The sequence below is a fragment of the Streptomyces sp. NPDC103540 genome (assembly GCF_055584445.1).
The window spans coordinates 1-21,681 of the sequence record NZ_JBVJMA010000024.1 but is presented as its reverse complement, the minus strand read 5'-3'; the positions used below and the strand labels follow the sequence as shown (position 1 = coordinate 21,681).

At 74.8% G+C, this 21,681-nt stretch carries 12 protein-coding genes and 1 pseudogene; all 13 read left to right on the top strand.

From position 1 onward, the window contains the following. Positions 1-83: 83 nt before the first annotated feature. Positions 84-1,481: a helix-turn-helix domain-containing protein gene (locus ACZ6ZI_RS37255; protein ID WP_469528838.1), complete on the top strand. Its 1,398-nt coding sequence runs from the start codon at positions 84-86 to the stop codon at positions 1,479-1,481. Between the two features lie 198 nt (positions 1,482-1,679). After that, on the top strand, positions 1,680-3,356 hold the full coding sequence (locus ACZ6ZI_RS37250; RefSeq protein WP_363062290.1) for an FAD-dependent oxidoreductase: 1,677 nt from the start codon (positions 1,680-1,682) through the stop codon (positions 3,354-3,356). Beyond that, positions 3,353-4,888 carry an ATP-binding protein gene (locus ACZ6ZI_RS37245; RefSeq protein ID WP_469528835.1) on the top strand — a complete coding sequence of 512 codons (1,536 nt, stop codon included), beginning with the start codon at positions 3,353-3,355 and terminating at the stop codon, positions 4,886-4,888. Before ACZ6ZI_RS37250 ends, ACZ6ZI_RS37245 begins: the two co-directional genes overlap by 4 nt. Next, positions 4,885-5,238, top strand: coding sequence for a UBP-type zinc finger domain-containing protein (locus ACZ6ZI_RS37240; RefSeq protein WP_469528833.1), 354 nt, complete (start codon positions 4,885-4,887; stop codon positions 5,236-5,238). The genes ACZ6ZI_RS37245 and ACZ6ZI_RS37240 overlap by 4 nt, the downstream gene beginning before the upstream one ends. 245 nt (positions 5,239-5,483) lie before the next feature. Further along, positions 5,484-6,134: an isochorismatase family protein gene (locus tag ACZ6ZI_RS37235; protein ID WP_469528832.1), complete on the top strand. Its 651-nt coding sequence runs from the start codon at positions 5,484-5,486 to the stop codon at positions 6,132-6,134. Between the two features lie 25 nt (positions 6,135-6,159). Beyond that, positions 6,160-7,065 carry an acetylglutamate kinase gene (gene argB, locus ACZ6ZI_RS37230; RefSeq protein ID WP_469528831.1) on the top strand — a complete coding sequence of 302 codons (906 nt, stop codon included), beginning with the start codon at positions 6,160-6,162 and terminating at the stop codon, positions 7,063-7,065. 206 nt (positions 7,066-7,271) lie between these two features. Then, entirely contained in the window at positions 7,272-8,672 is a 1,401-nt protein-coding gene (locus ACZ6ZI_RS37225) for a lysine N(6)-hydroxylase/L-ornithine N(5)-oxygenase family protein (RefSeq protein ID WP_469528830.1), read from the top strand. Between the two features lie 6 nt (positions 8,673-8,678). Continuing rightward, positions 8,679-11,534, top strand: coding sequence for a condensation domain-containing protein (locus ACZ6ZI_RS37220; RefSeq protein ID WP_469528827.1), 2,856 nt, complete (start codon positions 8,679-8,681; stop codon positions 11,532-11,534). Between the two features lie 98 nt (positions 11,535-11,632). Then, on the top strand, positions 11,633-11,845 hold the full coding sequence (locus ACZ6ZI_RS37215) for an MbtH family protein (RefSeq protein WP_469528826.1): 213 nt from the start codon (positions 11,633-11,635) through the stop codon (positions 11,843-11,845). A 200-nt stretch (positions 11,846-12,045) separates the two neighbouring features. Next, a complete protein-coding gene (locus tag ACZ6ZI_RS37210; protein WP_469528825.1) occupies positions 12,046-12,321 on the top strand; it encodes a phosphopantetheine-binding protein in 276 nt (91 codons plus the stop codon). A 33-nt stretch (positions 12,322-12,354) separates the two neighbouring features. Continuing rightward, positions 12,355-13,740 carry an enterobactin transporter EntS gene (entS, locus tag ACZ6ZI_RS37205; protein ID WP_469528823.1) on the top strand — a complete coding sequence of 462 codons (1,386 nt, stop codon included), beginning with the start codon at positions 12,355-12,357 and terminating at the stop codon, positions 13,738-13,740. A gap of 206 nt (positions 13,741-13,946) precedes the next feature. Beyond that, positions 13,947-15,215: pseudogene (locus ACZ6ZI_RS37200) on the top strand (condensation domain-containing protein); the annotation flags it as partial. Between the two features lie 105 nt (positions 15,216-15,320). Continuing rightward, on the top strand, positions 15,321-21,681 hold a 6,361-nt coding region (locus ACZ6ZI_RS37195; RefSeq protein ID WP_469528934.1), incomplete at its 3' end, for an amino acid adenylation domain-containing protein.

Sequence of the window (21,681 nt, the reverse complement as noted above, 5' to 3'; positions counted from 1 at the left end):
CGCTGGGATGCCGGCGCAGGCTCTGAGCTGCGGGAACGGCCCGTCCCTGGGATGCGGGACAGGCCACGGGGGTGGGAGGAACAGTGTCGTCGGACACGGCCGGATCCGGTTTCGCCGGGCTGTTGCGGGAGTTGAAGGACCGGTCCGGTCTCAGCTACGGGACGCTCGCCAAACGGCTCCACATGAGTACCTCGACCCTGCACCGCTACTGCAGCGGCGACGTCGTTCCGACGGAGTACGCGCCCCTCGAACGCTTCGCGCGGCTCTGCAAGGCATCGCCCGAGGAGCTCCTCGCCCTGCACCGGAGCTGGGTGCTGGCGGACGCGAACCGTCCGCGCAAGGGCGCCGGCGCGGGAGCGGCGGGGACGCCGGCGCCGGCCGTACGCCGGCCCGCCGAGCCCCCTTCGGCTCCCGCCCCCGAAGCGACGGGGACGGCTGCCGGTGACGGGGACGGCGACGGGCCCGCGGGCGCGGCCGTCGAAGCCGGCGCGGGGGCCGAAGCCGGCGCCGGGGACGGCGTGGCCGGGCTTCCGGGCCCCGCCGAGGGGCCCGGGCCGAAACGGCGGCGCCGCCTCCACCGGGCCGTCCTCGCCGGGATCGCGGTGGCCGTCGTCGCCGGGACGATCGCGCTGACCGCGCACCTCACGGAGCGGGGCACCGACGTCCGCGACCGTCCCGTCGGCGCCGCCTCCCTCGCCGGCGGCGGCGGCGAAACGGAACCCGCGGACGGCAAGCCGGGCCCCGCCGCCACGAAGGCCGGCGCCGCCTCCGGCTCCGCGACCCCGACCGGCGCGAGCCCGACCGGCGGGGCCTCGACCGACGGGGCCCCGGGGGCCGCCGGCACGCCGGGGCCGCCGGCCGCCGGGGCCGGTGTGCCGCTGGCGGTGACCACGCAGCCGTACACCTGGGAGAGCCCCTGCGGCCAGCACTACCTGATCGACCGGCCCCCGACCGAGGTGGGCCCGCCGCCCGCCGAACGGGACGCGCCCGCGTGGGTGGCGGCCTCGGGAGCCGTCTCCTCGGGGGAGCAGTACGTGACCCTGACCCTCCAGGGCTCCGGCAAGGAGACGGTGGTGCTGGACAGCCTGACCGTCCGTACCGCCGCCAAGCGATCCCCGTTGGCCTGGAACGACTACGCCATGGGCTACCCGGGCGTCGGCTGCGGCGCCGGCGTGCCGACCCGGTCGTTCACCGTGGCCCTCGACGCCGCGCGTCCGGCGGTCGTCCCCGAGGCGGGACAGCCGAACTTCCCGTTCAAGGTGAGCGAGTCCGATCCCGAGGTGTTCCACATCAAGGCGGACGCCTCCGCGTACGACGTGAGCTGGTACCTGGAGCTGGCCTGGTCCAGCGGTTCCCGCCACGGCACGCTCAAGATCGACCACAACGGCAGGCCCTTCCGCACCAGCGGCCTGAACGGTCGGCCCGCCTTCGAGTTCCCGCTCGGCGGGGACGGATGGGTCAAGGCGGGCACCACCTCCTGACGCGCCCGGCTGCCCGGACACCGCACGGCGGCCGCCCCGGGGCCGTCCCCTTGACCGGGAGCGACCGGGCCTTGACCGGGAGCGCACGGTCGGCGTCGTCCCGGGGCGGAGGCGGAGCATCGAACATACGATGGGCGCAAAGCGGCGCGGGCCGCGCTCCGTGCCGCCCGCCCGGGGCACTCGGGGTGGAGACGACGTATGGCACAGGCCGCCGAAACCGCGCGGACCGTCATCCTCACGGTGGACGACGACCCGGGGGTCTCCCGCGCCATCGCCCGTGACCTGCGGCGCCGCTACGGCGCCGGGTACCGGATCGTGCGGGCCGAATCCGGCGAATCGGCGCTGGAGGCGCTGCGGGAGCTGAAGCTGCGGGGCGATCCGGTGGCGGTGATCCTGGCCGACTACCGCATGCCGCAGATGAACGGCATCGAGTTCCTGGAGCAGGCGCTGGGCATCCATCCCGGCGCGCGGCGGGTGCTGCTGACGGCGTACGCCGACACGAACGCGGCGATCGACGCGATCAACGTGGTCGACCTCGACCACTACCTGCTCAAGCCGTGGGACCCGCCGGAGGAGAAGCTGTATCCGGTCCTGGACGACCTGCTGACGGCCTGGCGCTCCAGCGAGTACCGGCCGGTCCCGGCCACGAAGGTGGTCGGTCACCGCTGGTCCGCGCCGTCCTCGCACGTCCGCGAGTTCCTGGCCCGCAACCAGGTGCCCTACCGCTGGTACTCCTCGGACGAACCCGAGGGGCGACGGCTGCTGGAGGCCGCGGGGGCCGACGGGCAGCGGCTGCCGCTCGTGGTCACCCCCGACGGCACCGCGCTGATCGCGCCCGAGGCGGCGGAGCTGGCCGCGCACGTGGGGCTCGCGACGACGCCGACCTCGGACTTCTACGACCTCGTCGTGATCGGAGGCGGCCCGGCCGGGCTCGGCTCGGCGGTGTACGGGGCCTCCGAGGGGCTTCGCACCGTCCTGGTCGAGCGGTCGGCGACGGGCGGGCAGGCCGGGCAGAGCTCCCGCATCGAGAACTACCTCGGCTTCCCGGACGGCGTCTCGGGGGCGCAGCTCACCGAACGCGCGCGGCGCCAGGCGGGCCGGTTCGGCGCCGAGATCCTCACGGCGCGCGAGGTGACGGGGCTGGAGGTGAACGGCGCGGCCCGCGTCGTGCGCTTCTCCGACGGCTCGGCGGTCGCCGCGCACAGCGTGATCCTGGCGACGGGGGTCTCGTACCGGCAGTTGCGGGCGCCGGGCTGCGAGGACCTGACGGGCTGCGGGGTGTACTACGGCTCCTCGCTCACGGAGGCGGCCTCCTGCCAGGGGCACGACGTGTACATCGTGGGCGGCGCCAACTCCGCCGGGCAGGCGGCGATGTACCTGGCCCGGGGCGCGAAGTCGGTGACGCTGCTGGTGCGCGGGGAGTCCCTGCGGGCCTCGATGTCGTACTACCTGATCCAGCAGATCGAGGAGGCGTCGAACATCACGGTGCGCACCCGGACGGTCGTGGAGTCGGCGCACGGGGACGGGCACCTGGAACGGCTGACGCTGCGGGACGTGGACAGCGGGGAGACCGAGCGCGTCGACTGCCAGTGGATGTTCGTCTTCATCGGCGCGGCCCCGCTCACCGACTGGCTCGACGGCACGGTGCTGCGCGACGAGCACGGTTTCATCCTGACCGGCCCGGACCTGACGCCGGACGGTCGGCCGCCGGCCGAGTGGGAGCTGGACCGGCCGCCCTACCACCTGGAGACCAACATCCCCGGCGTGTTCGTGGCGGGTGACGCGCGCGCCCAGTCCGCGAAGCGCGTCGCGTCCGCCGTCGGAGAGGGAGCCATGGCCGTGATGCTCGTCCACCGCTACCTGGAGCAGTCATGAGCGGACAGGTCATGCCGTGCGCCCCGGCGGAGATCGCCTCGTTGTTCCTGTTCGAGAAGCTCTCCCCGGAACAGCTGGGTCGCTTGTGCGGCGAGGGGCGGGTGGAGCGCTTCGAGCCGGGTCCGGTGTACACCGAGGGCGATCCGGCCACGTGCTTCTACGTGATGATCGAGGGCACGGTGGTCCTGTCGCGCCGGGTCGGCGGGGACGACGTCGAGGTGAGCCGGACCTCGCAGCGCGGCGTGTACGCGGGAGCCATGCAGGCCTACCTGGGCGAGCAGGTACCGCAGACGTACACGAACTCGATGCGGGTGACCGAGCCGACGCGGTTCTTCGTCCTGCCCGCCCAGTCCTTCTCGGACATCATGCGCGAGTGGTTCCCGATGGCCGCCCATCTGCTGGAGGGGTTGTTCTTCGGCTCCAAGAACACCCAGCGGGCCATCGGGCAGCGTGAGCGGCTGTTGGCGCTCGGTTCGTTGTCCGCCGGCCTCACCCACGAGCTGAACAACCCGGCCGCGGCGGCCGTACGGGCGACCGCGACGCTGCGGGAACGGGTCGGCAAGATGCGGCACAAGCTGGCCCACATCTCCCAGGGGCAGTACTCGCGCGAGGTGATCGCCGATCTCATCGAGATCCAGGAGCGCACCGTCGAGCGCGTCGCGAAGGCGCCGGCGATCGGCCCGCTGGAGGCCGCCGACCGGGAGGACGAGCTCGCGGACTGGCTCGACGACCACGGCATCGCGGAGGGCTGGCGGATCGCGCCGACCTTCGTGCAGGCCGGACTGGACACGGACTGGCTGGACCAGGTCGCGGCGACGGTGGCCGAGGAGATCCTTCCGTCGGCGATCGGCTGGCTGAACTACACGGTCGAGACCGAGCTGTTGATGGACGAGATCGACGACTCCACCACGCGGATCTCCCATCTGGTGGACGCGGCGAAGCAGTACTCGCAGCTGGACCGGGCCCCGCACCGGGTCGTCGACGTCCACGAGCTGCTCGACAGCACCCTGCTGATGCTGTCCGGCAAGATCGGCCCCGGGGTGCGGGTGGTCAAGGAGTACGACCGTTCCGTGCCGCCGGTGCCGGCCTACCCGGCGGAGCTCAACCAGGTGTGGACCAACCTCGTCGACAACGCCGTCTTCGCCATCGGGAGCACCGGCCTCGAGGGCACGCTGACGGTCCGCACGGCGCGCGAGGGCGACCGGCTGCTGGTGGAGTTCCGCGACACCGGGCCCGGGATCCCGGCGGACATCCGCGGCCGCATCTTCGACCCCTTCTTCACCACGAAGCCCGTCGGCGAGGGGACCGGGCTCGGGCTCGACATCTCGTGGCGGATCGTCGTCAACAAGCACCACGGCAGCCTCCAGGTCGAATCCGCGCCGGGTGACACGCGTTTCCAGGTGCTGCTGCCCCTGACCGCCCCGGAGGGCGAGCCGTCCGAGGTCGAACCGTCCGCCGAGGACGCACCGGAGAACTCCCCCGGGGCCCCGCCCACGACCGGGTCCCCCGACACCGCCGAGGAGCGCGCGTGAGCGAGATCAACGGAATCGACCCGAGCGTCCCGCCCGCCGGCCCCGGCTGCGCCGCGTGCGACGCGGCCGGCGGCTGGTGGTTCCACCTGCGGCGCTGTGCCCTGTGCGGGCACATCGGCTGTTGCGACTCCTCGCCGGCGCAGCACGCCACCGCCCATTGGAAGGCCACCGGGCACCCCGTGGTGCGCAGCTACGAGCCGGGCGAGGAGTGGTTCTGGAACTACGACACGAACGCCCTGTACGAGTCCGGCCCCGCGTTGGCCGCGCCGAGCGGGCACCCCGAGGACCAGCCGGCCCCGGGACCGGCCGACCGGGTTCCGCAGGACTGGACGAAGCAGCTCCGTCGCTGACGGCTCCGGTCCCGTACGGCCCGCCCTGACCCCGTACGCCCCGCCCTGCCCGCCCCCGCCCTCCCTGCCCCCGCTGCCCGTCGGTCCCTCTCCCGCTCCGCCGACCCCCGTCACCGGGCGCCCTCTTCGGCGTCCGGTGACCGAACACGAGCGCGAACCGCGATACTTAGGTTAGGCTAAGCTAACGAGAGTGAGGCGGGTCGTTGCCGCCTCTTGCCGAGGGGACGCCGGCAGTGAGACTTCCGATGGCCGAGCCATATCCGATGCCCACCGAGGACGCGCTCCCGCACTCCGTCGCACCCTGGAGGGTCGACCCGGGGCGGGCCGCGTTACTCATCCACAACATGCAGAACCATCTCATCCGGGCCTTCTCGCCCGGGAGTTCGCCACGCGGCGAGCTGGTCGGCAACATCGCCCGCCTGCGCAAGGCCGCGGGCCGACTGGGCATCCCGGTCGTCTTCAGCACCGAGCCCACCCCCGGATCGCACCGGCGCGGACTCGCGGACCGGCTGCCGATCGGGGCCGGCGCGGGCGGGGACGCCGACGCGGGCGCGGGGGCGGACAGCGACGGCCACATCGTCGCGAACCTGGCCCCCGCCCGCGGCGACCACCTCGTCACGAACACCCGCCACAACGCCTTCCTGGGCAGCCACCTCGGAAGGATCCTGCGGACAGCCGACCGGGACCAACTGATCGTCTGCGGCCTCTTCGCCCACTCCGGGGTGCTGTTGACCGCGGCGGACGCCTTCATGAACGACATCCAGCCGTTCGTGGTCGCCGACGCGGTGGCCGACCTGTCCGCCGAGGAACACGAACTCGCCCTGCGGTGGTCGGCCGCGCGCGGCGCCGTCGTCCGGACCACCACCACTTTGATCAAGGAGCTCGACGCCCGATGAGCAGCCCCAGCAGAACGTACGCGCGGTGAGCGGGGCGGGAGTACGGGCCCGGACCGTCATCGAGGCCCTTCCGTGGCTGGAACGGTTCCAGGGGCGCACCGTCGTGGTCAAGTTCGGCGGGAACGCCATGGTCGACGAGGAGCTCAAACGGGCCTTCGCCCAGGACGTGGTGTCCCTGCGGTACGCGGGACTGCGGCCGGTCGTCGTGCACGGCGGCGGCCCCCAGATCAGCGCCATGCTGCGGAAGTTGGCCCTGGAGGTCGAGTTCGCGGCGGGACTGCGGGTCACCACCCCCGAGGTGATGGAGGTGGTGCGCATGGTGCTCGCCGGCCGGGTCCAGCGGGACCTGGTCAACCTCATCAACGCGCACGGACCGTTCGCGGTCGGGATGACCGGCGAGGACGCCCGTACGCTGACCGCCGTGCGGCGGCCCGCGAGGGTGGACGGGCGGGAGGTGGACATCGGCCTGGTGGGTGACATCGTCCGGGTCCGACCCGACACCCTGCGCGCCCTGCTGGAGAGTGGCCGGATTCCGGTGGTCTCGCCGATCGCACGCGGGGAGCGGGACGACGCGGTCTACAACATCAACGCCGACCTGGCGGCGGCCGCGCTCGCCGAGGCGCTGGACGCCGAGAAGCTCATCATGCTCACCGACGTGGCGGGTCTGTACGCGGACTGGCCCCGTAGCACCGACGTCATCCCGAGGCTGACCGCCGGCCGGTTGGAGTCCATGCTGCCGGGGCTGACGGGCGGGATGACGCCCAAGATGGAGGGCTGCCTGCGCGCGGTCCGCGCGGGCGTGCGCATGGCGCACGTCCTCGACGGCCGGGTGCCGCACGCCCTGCTGCTGGAGGTGTTCGCGGACGAACACACGGGGACCGTCGTGGTACCCGACGCACCGGCCGTCACGGCACCCTCACGACACGTCTGAAAGACACCCGGAAGACAGGAACCCCGACCGGCCGTCCGGCCCCGGGGTTTTTGTCACGCCCTCCCCAATCGCCCACGTCAGGGGCGAACTGACGATGCGTTCAAGCCACGTCCGGGCGACACGCCGCAGCTTGACAGCACCCCGCGAATGGGTGATGTTAGGCCAGCCTTACCTAACTAAATGGGTGAGACCGAGGAAGGATGGGCATGTCCGCACCACACGCGCAGACCACTCCGGGGAGCCGAGTCCCCGGCACCCGTGACCTGGTGGGCATCGGCTTCGGCCCTGCCAACCTGGCGCTGGCGATAGCCGTCGAGGAGCACAACCTCCAGCGCACGTCCGGTGGAGCGGTGCACGCCACCTTCGTCGAGCGGCAGGAGGACTTCGGCTGGCACCGGGGAATGCTCCTCGAAGGCGCCACCATGCAGGTGTCCTTCCTGAAGGACCTCGTCACGATGCGCAACCCCGGTAGCCCGTACAGCTTCGTGCACTACCTCCAGGACCGCGGCAGGCTGGCGGACTTCGTCAACCACAAGACCTTCTTCCCGACCCGCATCGAGTTCCACGACTACTTCCGCTGGTGCGCGAGCGCCTTCCGGGACCAGGTCCGTTACGGGGCCGAGGTCGAGACGGTCACCGCGCCGCCGGCCCTCGGCGCCACGGACGCCGTGGACGAACTGGAGGTGCGCTCCCGGGACGCGGACGGCGGCGGCACCACCCTGCGCACCCGCAACGTCGTCATCGGCACCGGCCTCGTCCCCCGCCTCCCCCGCGGCGTCGAGACGGGGGCCCGCGTCTGGCACAACCGCGATCTGCTGTTCCGCGCACCGAAGTTGACGAACCGTCGCCACCGCCGGTTCGTGGTCGTGGGGGCCGGCCAGTCGGCGGCGGAGACCGCCGACTACCTGCACCGGACCTTCCCCGACTCCGAGGTCCACGCGGTCTTCCGGCGCTACGGGTACAGCCCGGCCGACGACAGCCCGTTCGCCAACCGGATCTTCGACCCGGCCGCGGTGGACACCTTCTACGGAGCGCCGCAGGAGGTCAAGGAGCAGCTCCTCGGCTACCACGCGAACACCAACTACTCGGTGGTCGACGGGGACCTGATCGAGCAGCTGTACCGCACCGCCTACCAGGAGAAGATCACTGGCACGGAGCGGCTGCGGATCACGGGCGCCTGCGAGTTCGTCTCCGTCACCCCCGTGGAGCACGGCGTACGGGCCACCGTGCGCTCGCTGACCGGCGGCGGGACCTCCACCCTCGACTGCGACGCGGTCGTCCTCGCCACCGGCTACCGACCGGCCGACCCGCTGGAGCTGCTGGGCGACCTGGCCGGGGAATGCCTCACCGACGGACAGGGGCGCCTGCGCATCGGTCGCGACCACCGGGTGGAGACCACGGACCGACTGCGGGCCGGGGTCTACGTCCAGGGCGCGGCGACCGAGCACACGCACGGCATCACCTCCTCGCTGCTGTCCACGCTGGCGGTGCGCTCGGGCGAGATCTGCGACTCCCTGCTCCTGCGCGCGACCGAACACGAGTTGCGGACCGGACCGACGGACGCCGCCGCGGGCACCGCGCCCGCCGTCCCCGCGAACCGGGGCTGAGCCCCGGTGTCCCCCACGCAGACCCCCCTGGCCCCCGCCGCGCCGCCCGCGGTCAACCTGACCGCGGCCCAGGCCCACGTGCTCGCCGCGCAGACCGCGGCCCCCTCGTACGCCGGGCACAACGTCGGCCAGTACATCGAACTGGTCGGCCCGCTCGACGTCGAGGCCCTGGACGAGGCCGTCAGCCGGACCTTCGACGAGGCCCCCTGGCTGCGCTTCAGCGTGACCAGCGAGGCCGGTCGCTACCGTCAGGCGCCGGCGCCGGCCCGGACCGGGGTGCGCAGGCTGCCCCGCCTGGACACCTCGGGAGCCGCCGATCCGGTGGCCGCCGCCGTGGACCTCGTGCGACGCCAACTCGCCTGCCCGCCCCGGCTGGAGCTGCTGGTCGACCCGGTGCGGCCGGACGCGGTGCCCGATCTCGCGGGCGCGGTGCTGGTCACCGCCGGACCCCGGCACCACCTGCTCGTGCAGTACTTCCACCAGCTCGTCGTCGACGGCTACGGCGTGGCCCTGCTCAGCCGGCGCATCGCCGAGCGCTACACGGCCCTGGTCGGCCGCACGCCGGTGACCCCGTCGCCGTTCGCCCCGGTGTCGGTCCTCGCGGACGCCGAGAGCGCCTACGCCGCGTCGGCCGCGCACGCCACCGAGCTGGCGGCCTGGCAGGAACGTTACGCCGACCTGCCGGACCCCGTCTGGCCCTCGGGCCGCACGGCCCCCGCCGGCGACACCGCCCTGCGGCGGACCGTCGTGCTCGGCCGCGCCGACGGCGCGGCCGTCTCCGCCGCCGCCCGTACGGCCGGGGTGACCTGGGGCGAGGCCGTGGTCGCCGCGACCGCCGTCCACCTGACCGAACGGACGGGGGCCAAGGAGGCCACCCTCGCCCTCTTCGCCACGGCCCGCACCGCCCCCGGCACCCTGCGCGTGCCCGGGATGGCGGTCAACGTCCTGCCGGCGCGGATCCCGGTCGGGTCCGGAGACACCTTCCGCACCCTCCTGGGTCGCGCGGCGGCCGAACTGACCTTCCTGCGCGGCCACCAGCGGGTCCGGGGCGAGGAACTGGCCAAGGCCCTGTGGCCGGCGCTGCCGGGCAGCCGCGTCCCCGGCCCCCTGATCAACCTGCGGCCCTTCGAGACCGAGCTGGACTTCGCCGGGACCCGCGGGCACGTGGTCACCCTGGCCTCCGGGCCCGTGGACGACCTGTCCGTCTCGGCGGCCGGGCTTCCCGACGGACGACTGCGCCTGGACTTCGACGCGAACCCGGCGCTGTACGACGCGGATTCGCTGGCCCGGCACGCCGACGCCTGCGCGGGAGCCCTGGTGGCCCTGGCCCGGGAACCCGGCCGTCCCCTCGGCGAGGTACTGCGCCGGCCCGCCGCCGCGCCGTCCGCGCACCGCGCACCGGACGCGTCCGCCGCGCCTCGCGCGGTCGGCGCCCCGACGGGCACCCGGCCCGGCGGACCGGGACACGACACCGAGACGGGCACCCTGCCCCTGCTGCCCTCCGCGCACCGGCTGCGCGAGGCGCGCTGCGCCGTGGAGCGACTGCACGAGTCGGTGCTGCTGAGGGTCCCCGCCGGGCTGCGGGCGGCTCCGCTGCGCCAGGCCCTCGCGGCCCTGGCCCGGCGGCATCCGGCGCTGCGGCTCGCGCTGCACCGCACCGAGGGGGTGTGGACCCAGGAGATCCGACCGGCCGTCTCGGCCCCGGCGGTCACCGATCCCGCCACCCTGCGCCGGATCGGCGTCGCCGGGCGTCCGCGGGAGGAACGGGAGCGCCTGGTCGCGGCCGCGGCGCGGACCGCCGCCGAGGCGCTGGACCCCCGTACGGCCACCGTGCTGCGCGCGGTCTGGTTCGACGCCGGTCCGCGCGAGGAGGGTCGCCTGCTGTTGCTGGGACACGAGCTCTCCGTGGACGACGTCACCTGGCAGGCCCTGACCGACGAACTGGTCCCCCTGTACGAGGAGTTCGCCTACGGGGAATCCGCCGCCGACGCCCGGATGGCCCCGGCCGGAGGCCTCGTAGACTGGGCGGCGCGACTGAGCGCCGAGGCCCAGTCCACGGACCGGGCACGGGAGCTGCCCCACTGGCGCGCGCTCGCCGCCGCTCCGGCCGGCAGGGCCTGGGCGGCCACCGAGGGCGGCCACCTCGTGACCACCCTGCTGACCCTGCCGCCGGCCCCCTCCGGGCCCGGATCCCGTCCGGAACCCGGCGACGGACACGCCGTCGACGCCCTGCTCCTGACGGCGCTGGCCCGGCTCGCGAACGGCAGGCCCCGCCTGCACGACGGCACCGGACTGCTCGTCGACCTGGAGCTGCCCCGCCCGGAGGCGGCCCCGCGCACGGCGGGCAGGCTCACCTCCGCGCACCTGCTGCGCCTCGCGCTCGACGCCTGCGGCCCGTCCTCGACGACCGGCCCCGCGGAGACGTACGGGCGCGTCGTGCGCGAGCTGGCCGCGGTCCCCGACCGGGGCCGGGGGCTCGACCAGCTGCGCCACCTCAACCCCCAGACCGCGGGCCGCCTCGCGGACCTGCCGCGCTGCGGGATCCGCTACCGGCGCCGGAACGCGCTGCGGGCCGCCCCGGGCTCCGGGGGCTGGGGTCCCGCCCCCGCCTCCGAGTGGCGGGCCCTGGAGCCCACGGGCACGCCGCTCCCCCTGACGGGGCCGCTGGAGGTCACCGCGTACGCGGAGGCGCCGGCGGACGGGAGGACCGCGCTCACGCTGCGCTGGCGCTGGTCGGACCGGCTCTTCGGGGCCGCCGAGGCCCGGGAACTGGCCGAGGAGGCCACCGCCACCGTCCGCGCGCTGTCGGCCCGTCGGTCCGAGCCCGAAGGCGACGCGCGCTCCGGCGGCGCCGGCTCCTGAACCACCCCCGTCACGCCGAACGCGTCCTCGCCGAGGGCGCCTTCACCGAACCACCGCTCCCCCACCACCGTTCCACCCCGTCACCAAGGAGAACAGCCATGTCCACCACCAACCCCTTCGAGGACGACGACGCGCGCTACTTCGTGCTGGTGAACGCCGAGAACCAGCACTCCCTGTGGCCCGCGTTCGCCGCCGTCCCGGCCGGCTGGACCGTCGCGCACGGCGAGGACACCCGAGCCGGGTGCGCCGCGTACACCGACGCCCACTGGACCGACATGCGCCCCGCGAGCCTGATCGCCGCCCAGGGCTGATCCGGCGCCCGCCGGCGCGCCCCGCGCGGCACCGGGGCCGGTGCGTCGTCACCGGCCCCGGCAACTCCCGCACCGCTCCCGCCTCGTCGGGGACCTTCCCCGACGGGGAATCGGGGGCGCCGGCGTCTTCCGTGATCAATAACTTAGGTTAGGCTTACCTAAGTATCCTCGCCACGCCTTTCCGGACGAAGGAAGCACCCATGCCCGACACCGCCGCCTCAGGCCCCTCCGCCCTCCCGCTCACCCCCGGGTCCCTCGACCTCGACCGGCTCGTCCACGACGTGGCCGAGGTCCTCTACGTGGAGCCCTCCGACATCTCCCCGGACGAGGACCTCATCGACCAGGGGCTCGACTCCATACGGCTGATGACCCTCGTGGAGAGATGGCGCGCCGAAGGCGCACGGATCAGCTTCGTGGACCTCGCCGAGCGCCCGACCCTGCGCGAATGGGCCGCGCTCCTGTCCCCCGCCGCCTGACCCGCGACACCCCTGCCGTCAACGGAGCCCCCAGTGCCCCTGCGTGACCTCCTCATCGACATCGACCCCCTGCGCACGAGCCCCGACTTCCGGGCCATCTTCACCGCGCGGGTGGTCTCCCTCTTCGGCCTCGGCATGGCCACCGTGGCGCTGTCCGCACAGGTCTACGCGATGACCCGGTCGACGTTCGATGTGGCCGTCACCAGCATGATCATGAGCGTGACGGTGCTCCTCGGATCGCTGTGGGGCGGCGTGATGGCCGACCGCACCGACCGCAAGCGGCTCATCGTCTGCGCGCGCGGTGCGGCCGCCCTCGCCTTCGCCGGACTCGCCGTGAACGCCATGCTGCCCGATCCCTCCCTGTGGGCGATCTACGCGTGCGTGGCCTGGGACGGCCTCGCCACGGGCGTCAGCGTGACCGCGCTGATGGCCGTCGCACCGACCCTGGTCCGCCCCGACCAACTCCCCGCAGCAGGCGCCCTGATCTCCCTCACCGGCGAGATCGGCTCCATCAGCGCCCCGTTCCTCGGCGGCCTGCTGCTCGCCGCCTGGGGTCCCGGCCCCGTCTACGCCTTCGCCGCCGTCACCACGGCCGTCACCACCCTCCTCATCTCCCGCATCCGCCCGCTGCCCCCCGGCATCGGCGCGGACGAGGACGAGGAGTACGGGAAGGACAGCGGATCGCCGCTGGTGGCGTTCAAGTACGCGCTGCGCAACCGTGTGGTCGGCGGGCTCGTGCTCCTCGGCGGCGTCGTCGCCGTGTTCAACGTCCCCGTCGTGCTCTTCCCCGAGATGGTCGACCGTCAGTTCCACGGCGACGAGGTCATGCTGGGCCTGCTGTACACCGCCCCGGCCGTCGGCGCCGTCCTGGTGTCGGCCACCAGCGGGTGGCTGTCGCGCACCGCCCGTCCCGGACGGATGCTGCTCGCCGCCGCCTTCACCGGGGGCCTCGCCACCATCGGCTTCGGCCTCAGCGGCAACGTCGCCGTCGCCTTCGTGATGCTGGCCGTCGGCGGAGCCGCCGGCACGGTGTACGAGATCCTGGAGTACGCCCTCGTCCAGCACAGCACGCCGGACCGGCTGCGCGGCCGCATCGTCAGCGTCATCACCGCCCAGGGCACCACGGGCGGCGTCGTCGGGGACGCCGAGGTGGCCGCCGTCGCACGCTGGTTCAGCCCGGCCGGAGCGGCCGTGTTGAACGGCGCCGTCTGCGCCGTCGCGGCCGTCGCCGTGGCCGTGGCCGTACCCGGCCTCCGCCGGGCCACGCTGCCCCACGAGGACGAGCACGAGGACGGGGCCGGGGACCACGACGGGACCCGGGACGCGGGCGCGGCCGAACGCGGCACCGAGCACCCCGGCGCACCCCGCCCCGCCTCCGACCCCGCCGAGGACCCCGCGCCCCGCCCCGCCGAGCGCTGACCCCGCGCGCTCGGGGCCCCGCGCGCCCGGGGCCCCGAGCACCGAGCACCGAGCACCGAGCACCGAGCACCACCCTCTCGCCCCGTCCCGAGGCATCCCGCCCTTCGGGCCCCCGGCCTGCCCGCCCTCCGGGCCGCCCGCCCCGCCGGCCTTCCGCCCCGAGGCCGACGCGCCCTGCCGTCGCCGAACCCTGGAGCACGATCCCCATGAGCGACCGACCCTCCCAGCGCCTGCCCCTCACCGGGGCCCAGACCGGTGTCTGGTACGGACAGCGGCTCGACCCCGAGTCCCCGGTCTACAACGTGGGCCAGTACGTCGAGATCAACGGCGCGCTGGACCCGGACCTGTTCGTCACCGCCCTGCGGTGGACCGTCGCCGAGACCGAGGCGCTGACCACCCGGTTCGGCGAGGACGCGGACGGCGTCCCGTACCAGACGGTGTGGCCGGGCCCGGCCGCCGGCCCGATCGTGGCGACCCTCGACCACACGGGCCAGGAGGACCCGGTCGGCGTGGCGCTCTCCCTCATGCACCGGGACATGGCGACCCCCGTGGACCCGCTGCGCGATCCGCTGTACGTCTTCTCCCTGCACCGGGTCGGCCCGGACCGCACGCTCTGGTACCAGCGCGCCCACCACATCGCCCTCGACGCCTTCGGCTTCTCCCTGCTCTCCCGCCGCACGGCCGAGGTGTACAGCGCGCTGGTCGCCGGCGAGCAGCCCGCGCCGACCCCCTTCGGCGGGCTGAGCGTGGTGACCGACGAGGAGCGGGAGTACCGCTCCTCCGAGCGGTTCGAGGCGGACCGCGCCTACTGGCTGGAGCGGCTGGCGGACTGCCCGGAGCCGGAACCGCTGAGCGGCGCCTCGCTCCCCGCCGCCCACGCCTTCCTGCGCGAGGGGGCCACCCTCTCCGTGGAGGAGACCACTGGACTGCTCGACATCGCCCGCGCCGCGCGCGCCAGTTGGGCCGACGTGATGACGGCCGCCTTCGCGGCCTTCCTGCACCGGGCCACCGGCACCCGGGACGTGCTGCTCTCGCTGCCGGCCATGGCCCGGCTCGGTTCGGCCGCGCTCAAGGTGCCGGCGATGGTCGTCAACGTGCTGCCGCTGCGCGTGGCGGTCCGCCCGGGGGCGGAACTGGCGGAACTGGTCGGCGAGGTCGCCGCCGGGATCCGGGACCTGCGCCGCCACCAGCGCTACCGCGCCGAGGACATCCGCCGCGAACTGGGCCTGTCCGGCCGGGCGCAGGGGCTGCTCGGCCCCATGGTGAACGTCAAGGCCTTCGACAACGACCTCGACTTCGCCGGCTCCCCGGGCACCGTGCACAACGTCGCCGCCGGCCCCGTCGAGGACCTCACCCTGGGCGTCTACCACGACGCCGCCGAGGGACGGATCCGGTTCGAGTTCGACGGCAACCCCCTGGCCTACGACGCCGACTCGCTCGGCGCGCGCTGCGGCGAGTTCGCCCGCTTCCTGCGCGCCGCCGCCGCGGCGGGACCGCAGGCCCCCGTCGGCCGGCACGACCTGCTGGAGCCCGAGGCCCTGGAGCGCGCCCTGCGCACGGGGAACGCGACCGCGCACGCCCTGCCCGCGGGCACGGTCGTCGAGGCGTTCGCCGCGCAGGCCCGCCGCCACCCGGAGCTGCCCGCCGTCGTCGCCGGAGGGGTCACCCTCGACTACGCGGGCCTCGACGACCGGGCGGCCCGGCTCGCCCGGGTGCTGGCCGACCGCGGCGTGGGCCCCGAGGGCATCGTCGGACTGGCCCTGCCCCGTACGGCCGACCTGGTGGTGGCCCTGCTCGCGGTCTGGCGGGCCGGTGGCGCCTACCTCCCCCTGGACCTGGACTACCCGGCCGAGCGACTCGCGTACATGGTCGAGGACGCCCGTCCCGTCTGCGTGCTGACCACCCTGGACCAGGCCGCGCTCGCCCCCGACGTACCGGGCGTGGAGGTCGTGGTGCTGGACGCCCCCGACACCCTGGCCGCGCTGGCGGACGTCGACACCGCCGCCCCGGCGCCCGCGCCGCCCGCCGCGGACCAGCCGGCCTACGTGATCTACACCTCCGGCTCGACCGGCCGTCCCAAGGGCGTGGTGATCGGCCACGCGGCGCTCGCCAACTTCCTGCACATGCAGGCCGACGTCCTCGAACTCGTGCCCGGCGACCGGCTCGTCGCCGTCACCACCATCGCCTTCGACATCGCCGCGCTGGAGATCCACACCCCGCTGCTGTGCGGGGCGACGGTGGTCCTCGCCGACCGCGACACCGTCCGCGACCCGGCCGCGCTGGCCGCCCTCGTCGACGCGCACCGGCCGGCCGTCATGCAGGCCACCCCTTCCCTGTGGCACGCGCTGCTGGAGGACGGGCGCCCCACCTCCCTGGACGGCACGCGCGTCCTGGTCGGCGGCGAGGCACTGCCCGCCGCGCTCGCCGAGCGCCTGGCCCGTACCGCCCTGTCCGTCACCAACGTCTACGGCCCCACCGAGGTCACCGTCTGGGCCACCTCCGCCGACCTGGACCCGGCGCACACGGGCGTCCCGGACATCGGCCTGCCGTTCTGGAACACCCGCGCCCACGTCCTGGACTCCGCCCTGCGCCCGGTGGCCCCCGGCCGCCCCGGCGAGCTGTACCTGAGCGGGTCCCAGTTGGCCCGCGGCTACCTGGGCCGTCCGGCGCTGACCTCGCAGCGGTTCGTCGCCGACCCCCACGGGGAGCCCGGCGAGCGCATGTACCGGACGGGCGACCTGGCCCGGCGCGACGCGGACGGCCGCATCGAGTTCCTGGGCCGGGTCGACGACCAGGTCAAGCTGCGCGGTTTCCGCATCGAACTCGGCGAGATCGAGGCGGCCCTCACGGCCGCGCCGGGCGTGGGCCGTGCCGTGGTGCTGGTCCGCGAGGACCTGCCGGGCTTCCCCGCCCTGGTCGGCTACGTCACCCCGTCCGCCGACGGCCCCGCCCCCGAGCCTGCGGCCCTGCGCGCGGCCGCGGCCGAGGTGCTGCCGGAGTACATGGTCCCGTCGGCGGTGGTGGCGCTCGACGCCTTCCCGCTGACCGCGAACGGCAAGGTCGACCGGCGCGCGCTGCCCGCCCCCGACCTCTCCGGTCTCTCCGGCGGCGGGCGTGCCGCGCGCGGCGCCCACGAGGAGATCGTCGCGGGGGTCTTCGCGGAGGTGCTGGGGCTGGCCTCGGTCGGCGGCGACGACGACTTCTTCTCCCTGGGCGGACACTCCCTGCTGGCCGCCCGGGTGATCGCCCGGCTGCGGACCGCCCTCGGCGCCGAGTGCGGCATCCGCGACGTGTTCGAGGCCCGCACCGTCGCCGGCCTCGCCGCCCGGCTCGCCGGACGCACGTCCGCCGGCCGCACGGCGCCCGTGGCGGGCGTACGTCCCGATCCGCTGCCGCTGTCGTACGCGCAGCGCCGGTTGTGGTTCCTCGACCAGGTCGAGGGACCCGCGACCACCTACAACATCCCCTTCGCGGTGCGCTTCGACGGGACGCTCGACGCGGGCGCCCTGGACGCGGCGCTCGCCGACGTCGCCACCCGCCACGAGGCCCTGCGGACGGTGTACGGGGAGCACGACGGAGTCCCGTACCAGCGCGTGGTCGACCCGGCGGAGGCCGGGGTGCGGCTGCGGATCGTCGAGGTGGCCGACGGCCGTCTCGACGAGGCGGTGACGGCGGCCCTCGCGCACCTCTTCGACCTGAAGGCCGAGGCGCCGCTGCGCGTCACCCTGCTGCGCGACCGCGAGGGCGGTGGCGACGCGCTCGTGGTCCTGCTGCACCACATCGCGAGCGACGAGTGGTCCATGGGCCCGTTCCTGCGCGACCTGGAGCGGGCGTACGAGGCCCGGTGCGCGGGCGAGGAACCGCTCTTCGCCCCCCTCCCGGTCCAGTACGCCGACTTCGCGCTGTGGCAGCGCGACCTGCTGGGCGCCGTGGAGGAGCCCGGTTCCCTCGCCGCGCGGCAGGCCGCGTACTGGCGGGAGGCGCTCGCCGCGCTGCCCGAGGAGGCGGGACTGCCCGCCGACCGGCCGCGTCCGGCGGTGGCCGCGCACGCCGGGGCCCTGCTGTACCGCGAGGTCCCGCGCGAGCTGGCCCTCGGCGTGCGGCGGCTGGCCCGGGAGAGCGGCACCAGTGTGTTCATGGTGGTGCACGCCGCCGTGGCCGCGCTGCTGCACCGGCTCGGCGCCGGCGAGGACATCGTGCTCGGCAGCCCGGTCGCCGGTCGTTCGGACAGCGCCCTGGACGATCTGGTCGGCTTCTTCGTCAACACGCTGGTGCTGCGCACCGACCTGTCCGGCGACCCGTCCTTCGGTGAACTGCTGGAGCGCGTCCGCGGCGCCGACCTGGCCGCCCTGGACCACGCCGACCTGCCCTTCGAGCAGGTGGTGGAGGCCGTCAACCCGGAGCGCACGCTCGCCCGTCACCCGCTCTTCCAGACGATGGTCTCCTACAGCACGGTGACCCAGGACGTCCGCACCCTCTTCGGCCTGCCCACGCGGGTGGACCGGGTGGACCCCGGGGTCACCAAGTTCGACCTGGACATCACCTTCGCCGACGCGGCGCACAGCGAGGACCTGGAGCTGGAGGTCTTCTACTCCACCGGGCTGTTCGACCGGGCGACCGTGGAGACCTTCACCGACCGGCTGCTGCGGACCCTGGCCGAGGCGGTCGCCGATCCCTCGCGCCCGGTGTCGGCCTGGGAGCTGCGCGACGCCGACGAGCGGGCCCTGATGGCGCGTTGGAACGCCACGGACCGCGCGGTGCCGGCGGCGAACGTCGCCGAGGTGTTCGCGGAGCGGGCCGCCCTGACCCCGGACGCCGTCGCCGTCGTGGCCGGCGAGGACCGGCTGACCTTCGCCGGGCTCGCGGAGCGGGCGGGCCGGCTGGCCGCCGTACTGGTCGCCGAGGGCGTGGGTCCGGATTCCGTGGTGGCCCTCGCGGTGCCGCGTTCCGTCGACGCCGTGGTGGCCGTGCTCGCCGTCCTCAAGGCGGGCGGCGCCTACCTGCCGCTGGACCTCGACCACCCCGCCGAGCGGCTTGCGTTCATGCTGGAGGACGCCTCCCCGGTGTGCGCGGTGACCACCCGCGCGGTGGCGGACCTCGTCGCGGGCACCCCCGCGGTGGTCCTGGACGATCCGCTGACCGAGGCCCGGCTCGCCGCGGCCGTGCCGGGGCCGGACGTGGCGGTGGACCCCGAGAACGCCGCGTACGTGATCTACACCTCGGGCTCCACCGGACGCCCGAAGGGCGTGGTGCTGCGGCACGCCGGCCTGACCGCCCTGTTCCGCGACCACGAGCGGGAGCTGTACCTGCCCGTCGCCGCGCGGTCGGGCCGCCGGGTGCGGGCCCTGCACACCGCCTCCTTCTCCTTCGACTCCTCCTGGGAGCAGTTGCTGTGGCTGGTCGCCGGCCACGAGCTGCACGTGCTGGACGAGTTCGAACGGCGCGACGCCGAGGCGGTCGTGGCGTACGTGCGCGCCGCGGAGATCGACGCGCTGGACGTGACGCCCTCGTACGGGCGCCAGCTGGTCGACGCCGGTCTGCTGGCCGGTCCGTGGCGGCCGGCGCTGTTCCTCCTGGGCGGCGAGGCGGTGCCCGCCGCGCTGTGGACGGAGCTGCGCGAGCTGCCCGACGTCGAGGTGGTCAACTACTACGGACCGACCGAGTTCACGGTCGACGCGCTCGTCGCGCGGGTGGGCGACTGCCCCACCCCGGTCGTGGGACGGCCCCTGGACAACGCGCGGGCCCACGTCCTGGACTCCCGGCTGCGTCCGCTGCCCGTCGGGGTGCCCGGTGAGCTGTACCTGTCGGGAACGCAGAACGCCCGCGGCTACCTGGGGCGCGCGGCGCTGACCTCGGAGCGGTTCGTCGCCGACCCGTTCGGCGGGCCCGGCGAGCGCATGTACCGGACGGGCGACCTGGCCCGGTGGCGGGCCGACGGCCTGCTGGAGTTCCTGGGCCGCTCCGACGACCAGGTGAAGATCCGCGGCTTCCGCGTGGAACTCGGCGAGGTGGAGTCCGCGTTGTCCGCCCTGCCCGGGGTCTCCGCGGCCGCGGTGGTGGTACGGGAGGACGTGGCCGGCGGCCGGCGACTGGTCGGTTACGTGACCGGCACCGCCGACCCGGCTTCGATCCGCGCGCGGTTGACGCCGCTGCTGCCGGAGCACATGGTCCCGGCGGCCGTGGTGGGACTGGCGGAGCTGCCGACGACGATCAGCGGCAAGTTGGACCGGGCGGCCCTGCCCGCCCCGGCGGCGGGCGAGGAGCCCGTGGGCCGCGCGCCGCGCGGTGCGGCCGAGGAGCGGGTCGCCGCGGTGTTCGCGGAGGCCCTGGGGCTGGCGTCCGTCGGCGCCGACGCCGACTTCTTCCGACTCGGCGGACACTCGCTGCTGGCCACCCGGGTGGCCGCCCGCCTCCGCGCGGCCGGCGACGACTGCTCGGTGCGGGACGTGTTCGAGGCCCGTACGGTCGCCGCCCTGGCGGCCCGTGTGGACGGGCGGGGGTCGACCGTGCGCCCGGCCCTGGTGGCGGCCGCGCGGCCCGAGCGGCTGCCCCTGTCGTACGCCCAGGCCCGACTGTGGTTCCTGCACCGCCTGGAGGGACCCAACGCGACCTACAACATCCCGCACGTGCTGCGGCTGCGCGGCGCGGTGGACCCGGCCGCGCTGCGGGCGGCGGTCGCGGACGTGGTGGCCCGGCACGAGTCGCTCCGTACCGCGTTCGCCGAGGACGCGAGCGGCCCGTACCAGCGGGTGCTGGAGCCCGGGGCGGCCGTGGTGCCCTTCCACCTGGTCCGGGTGCCGGCCGGGGAACTGGCCGAGCGGACGGAGGAGGCCGCGGGTCGGCCGTTCGACCTGGGGGCGGAGCCCCCGCTGCGGGTGACCCTGCTGGACGCCGGCGCACAGGGCTGGACGCTGGTCCTGCTGGTGCACCACATCGCCACCGACGAGTGGTCGGCCGGCCCGCTGCTGGCCGACCTGGGCCGGGCCTACGCGGCCCGACTGGGCGGCGGGGCGCCGGACTTCGCCCCGCTGCCGGTGCAGTACGCCGACTACGCGCTGTGGCAGCGCGAGCTGCTCGGCGAGCCGGGGCGGGAGGGCTCGCTCGCCCACCGGCAGTCCGGGTACTGGCGGGAGGCCCTGGCCGGGCTGCCGCAGGAGCTGAGCGTTCCGGCGGACCGGCCGCGTCCGGCGATCCCCTCGCACCGCGGTGCGACGGTGGAGACGCGGCTGCCGGCGGCGCTGGTCGAGGGGCTGGACGCCCTGGCCCGCTCGACGGGGACGACGGTGTTCACGGTGGTCACGGCCGCCGTGGCCGCGTTGCTGCACCGGCTGGGCGCGGGCGAGGACATCCCCCTCGGCAGCCCGGTCGCCGGGCGCGGTGACGAGGCCCTCGACCGGCTCGTGGGCTTCTTCGTCAACACGGTCGTCCTGCGGGCGGACCTGTCCGGCGCGCCCACCTTCACGGAGCTGCTGGAGCGCACGGCCGCGACGGTCACGGCGGCGCTGGACCACGCCGACCTGCCCTTCGACTCGGTGGTGGAGGCCGTCAACCCGGAGCGTTCGCTCGCCCGTCATCCCCTGTTCCAGACGATGGTGGCCTACGAGGGCGGCTCCGGTCCCGCCGGAGCGGCGACCGGCGGGTTCGCCGGGATCCCCGCCGAGGAGGTCGCGCCGGCGGCCGGCGCGGCCAAGTTCGACCTGGAGATCCTCTTCCGCCGGACCCCGTCCGAGCAGGACGCGGCCTCGACGGGGATGACCTGCGGGGTGCGCTACGCCGTCGACCTGTTCGACGAGGAGACGGTGTGGGCCCTGACCCACCGTCTCGTGCGCGTGCTGACCGCCGTGGTCGCCGATCCGGGGGTGCGGGTCTCGCAGGTGGAGGTGATGGGCGAGGCCGAGCGCGAGCTCGTCCTGCACGGCTGGAACGACACCGCGCGTCCGC

What these genes read in the sequence shown, in the direction of transcription:
- ACZ6ZI_RS37210 (WP_469528825.1), top strand. Translation starts at nt 12,046, where the DNA reads ATGCCCGACACCGCCGCCTCAGGCCCCTCCGCCCTCCCGCTCACCCCC.
- ACZ6ZI_RS37225 (WP_469528830.1), top strand. Translation starts at nt 7,272, where the DNA reads ATGTCCGCACCACACGCGCAGACCACTCCGGGGAGCCGAGTCCCCGGC.
- ACZ6ZI_RS37250 (WP_363062290.1), top strand. Translation starts at nt 1,680, where the DNA reads ATGGCACAGGCCGCCGAAACCGCGCGGACCGTCATCCTCACGGTGGAC.
- ACZ6ZI_RS37235 (WP_469528832.1), top strand. Translation starts at nt 5,484, where the DNA reads ATGGCCGAGCCATATCCGATGCCCACCGAGGACGCGCTCCCGCACTCC.
- ACZ6ZI_RS37245 (WP_469528835.1), top strand. Translation starts at nt 3,353, where the DNA reads ATGAGCGGACAGGTCATGCCGTGCGCCCCGGCGGAGATCGCCTCGTTG.
- ACZ6ZI_RS37215 (WP_469528826.1), top strand. Translation starts at nt 11,633, where the DNA reads ATGTCCACCACCAACCCCTTCGAGGACGACGACGCGCGCTACTTCGTG.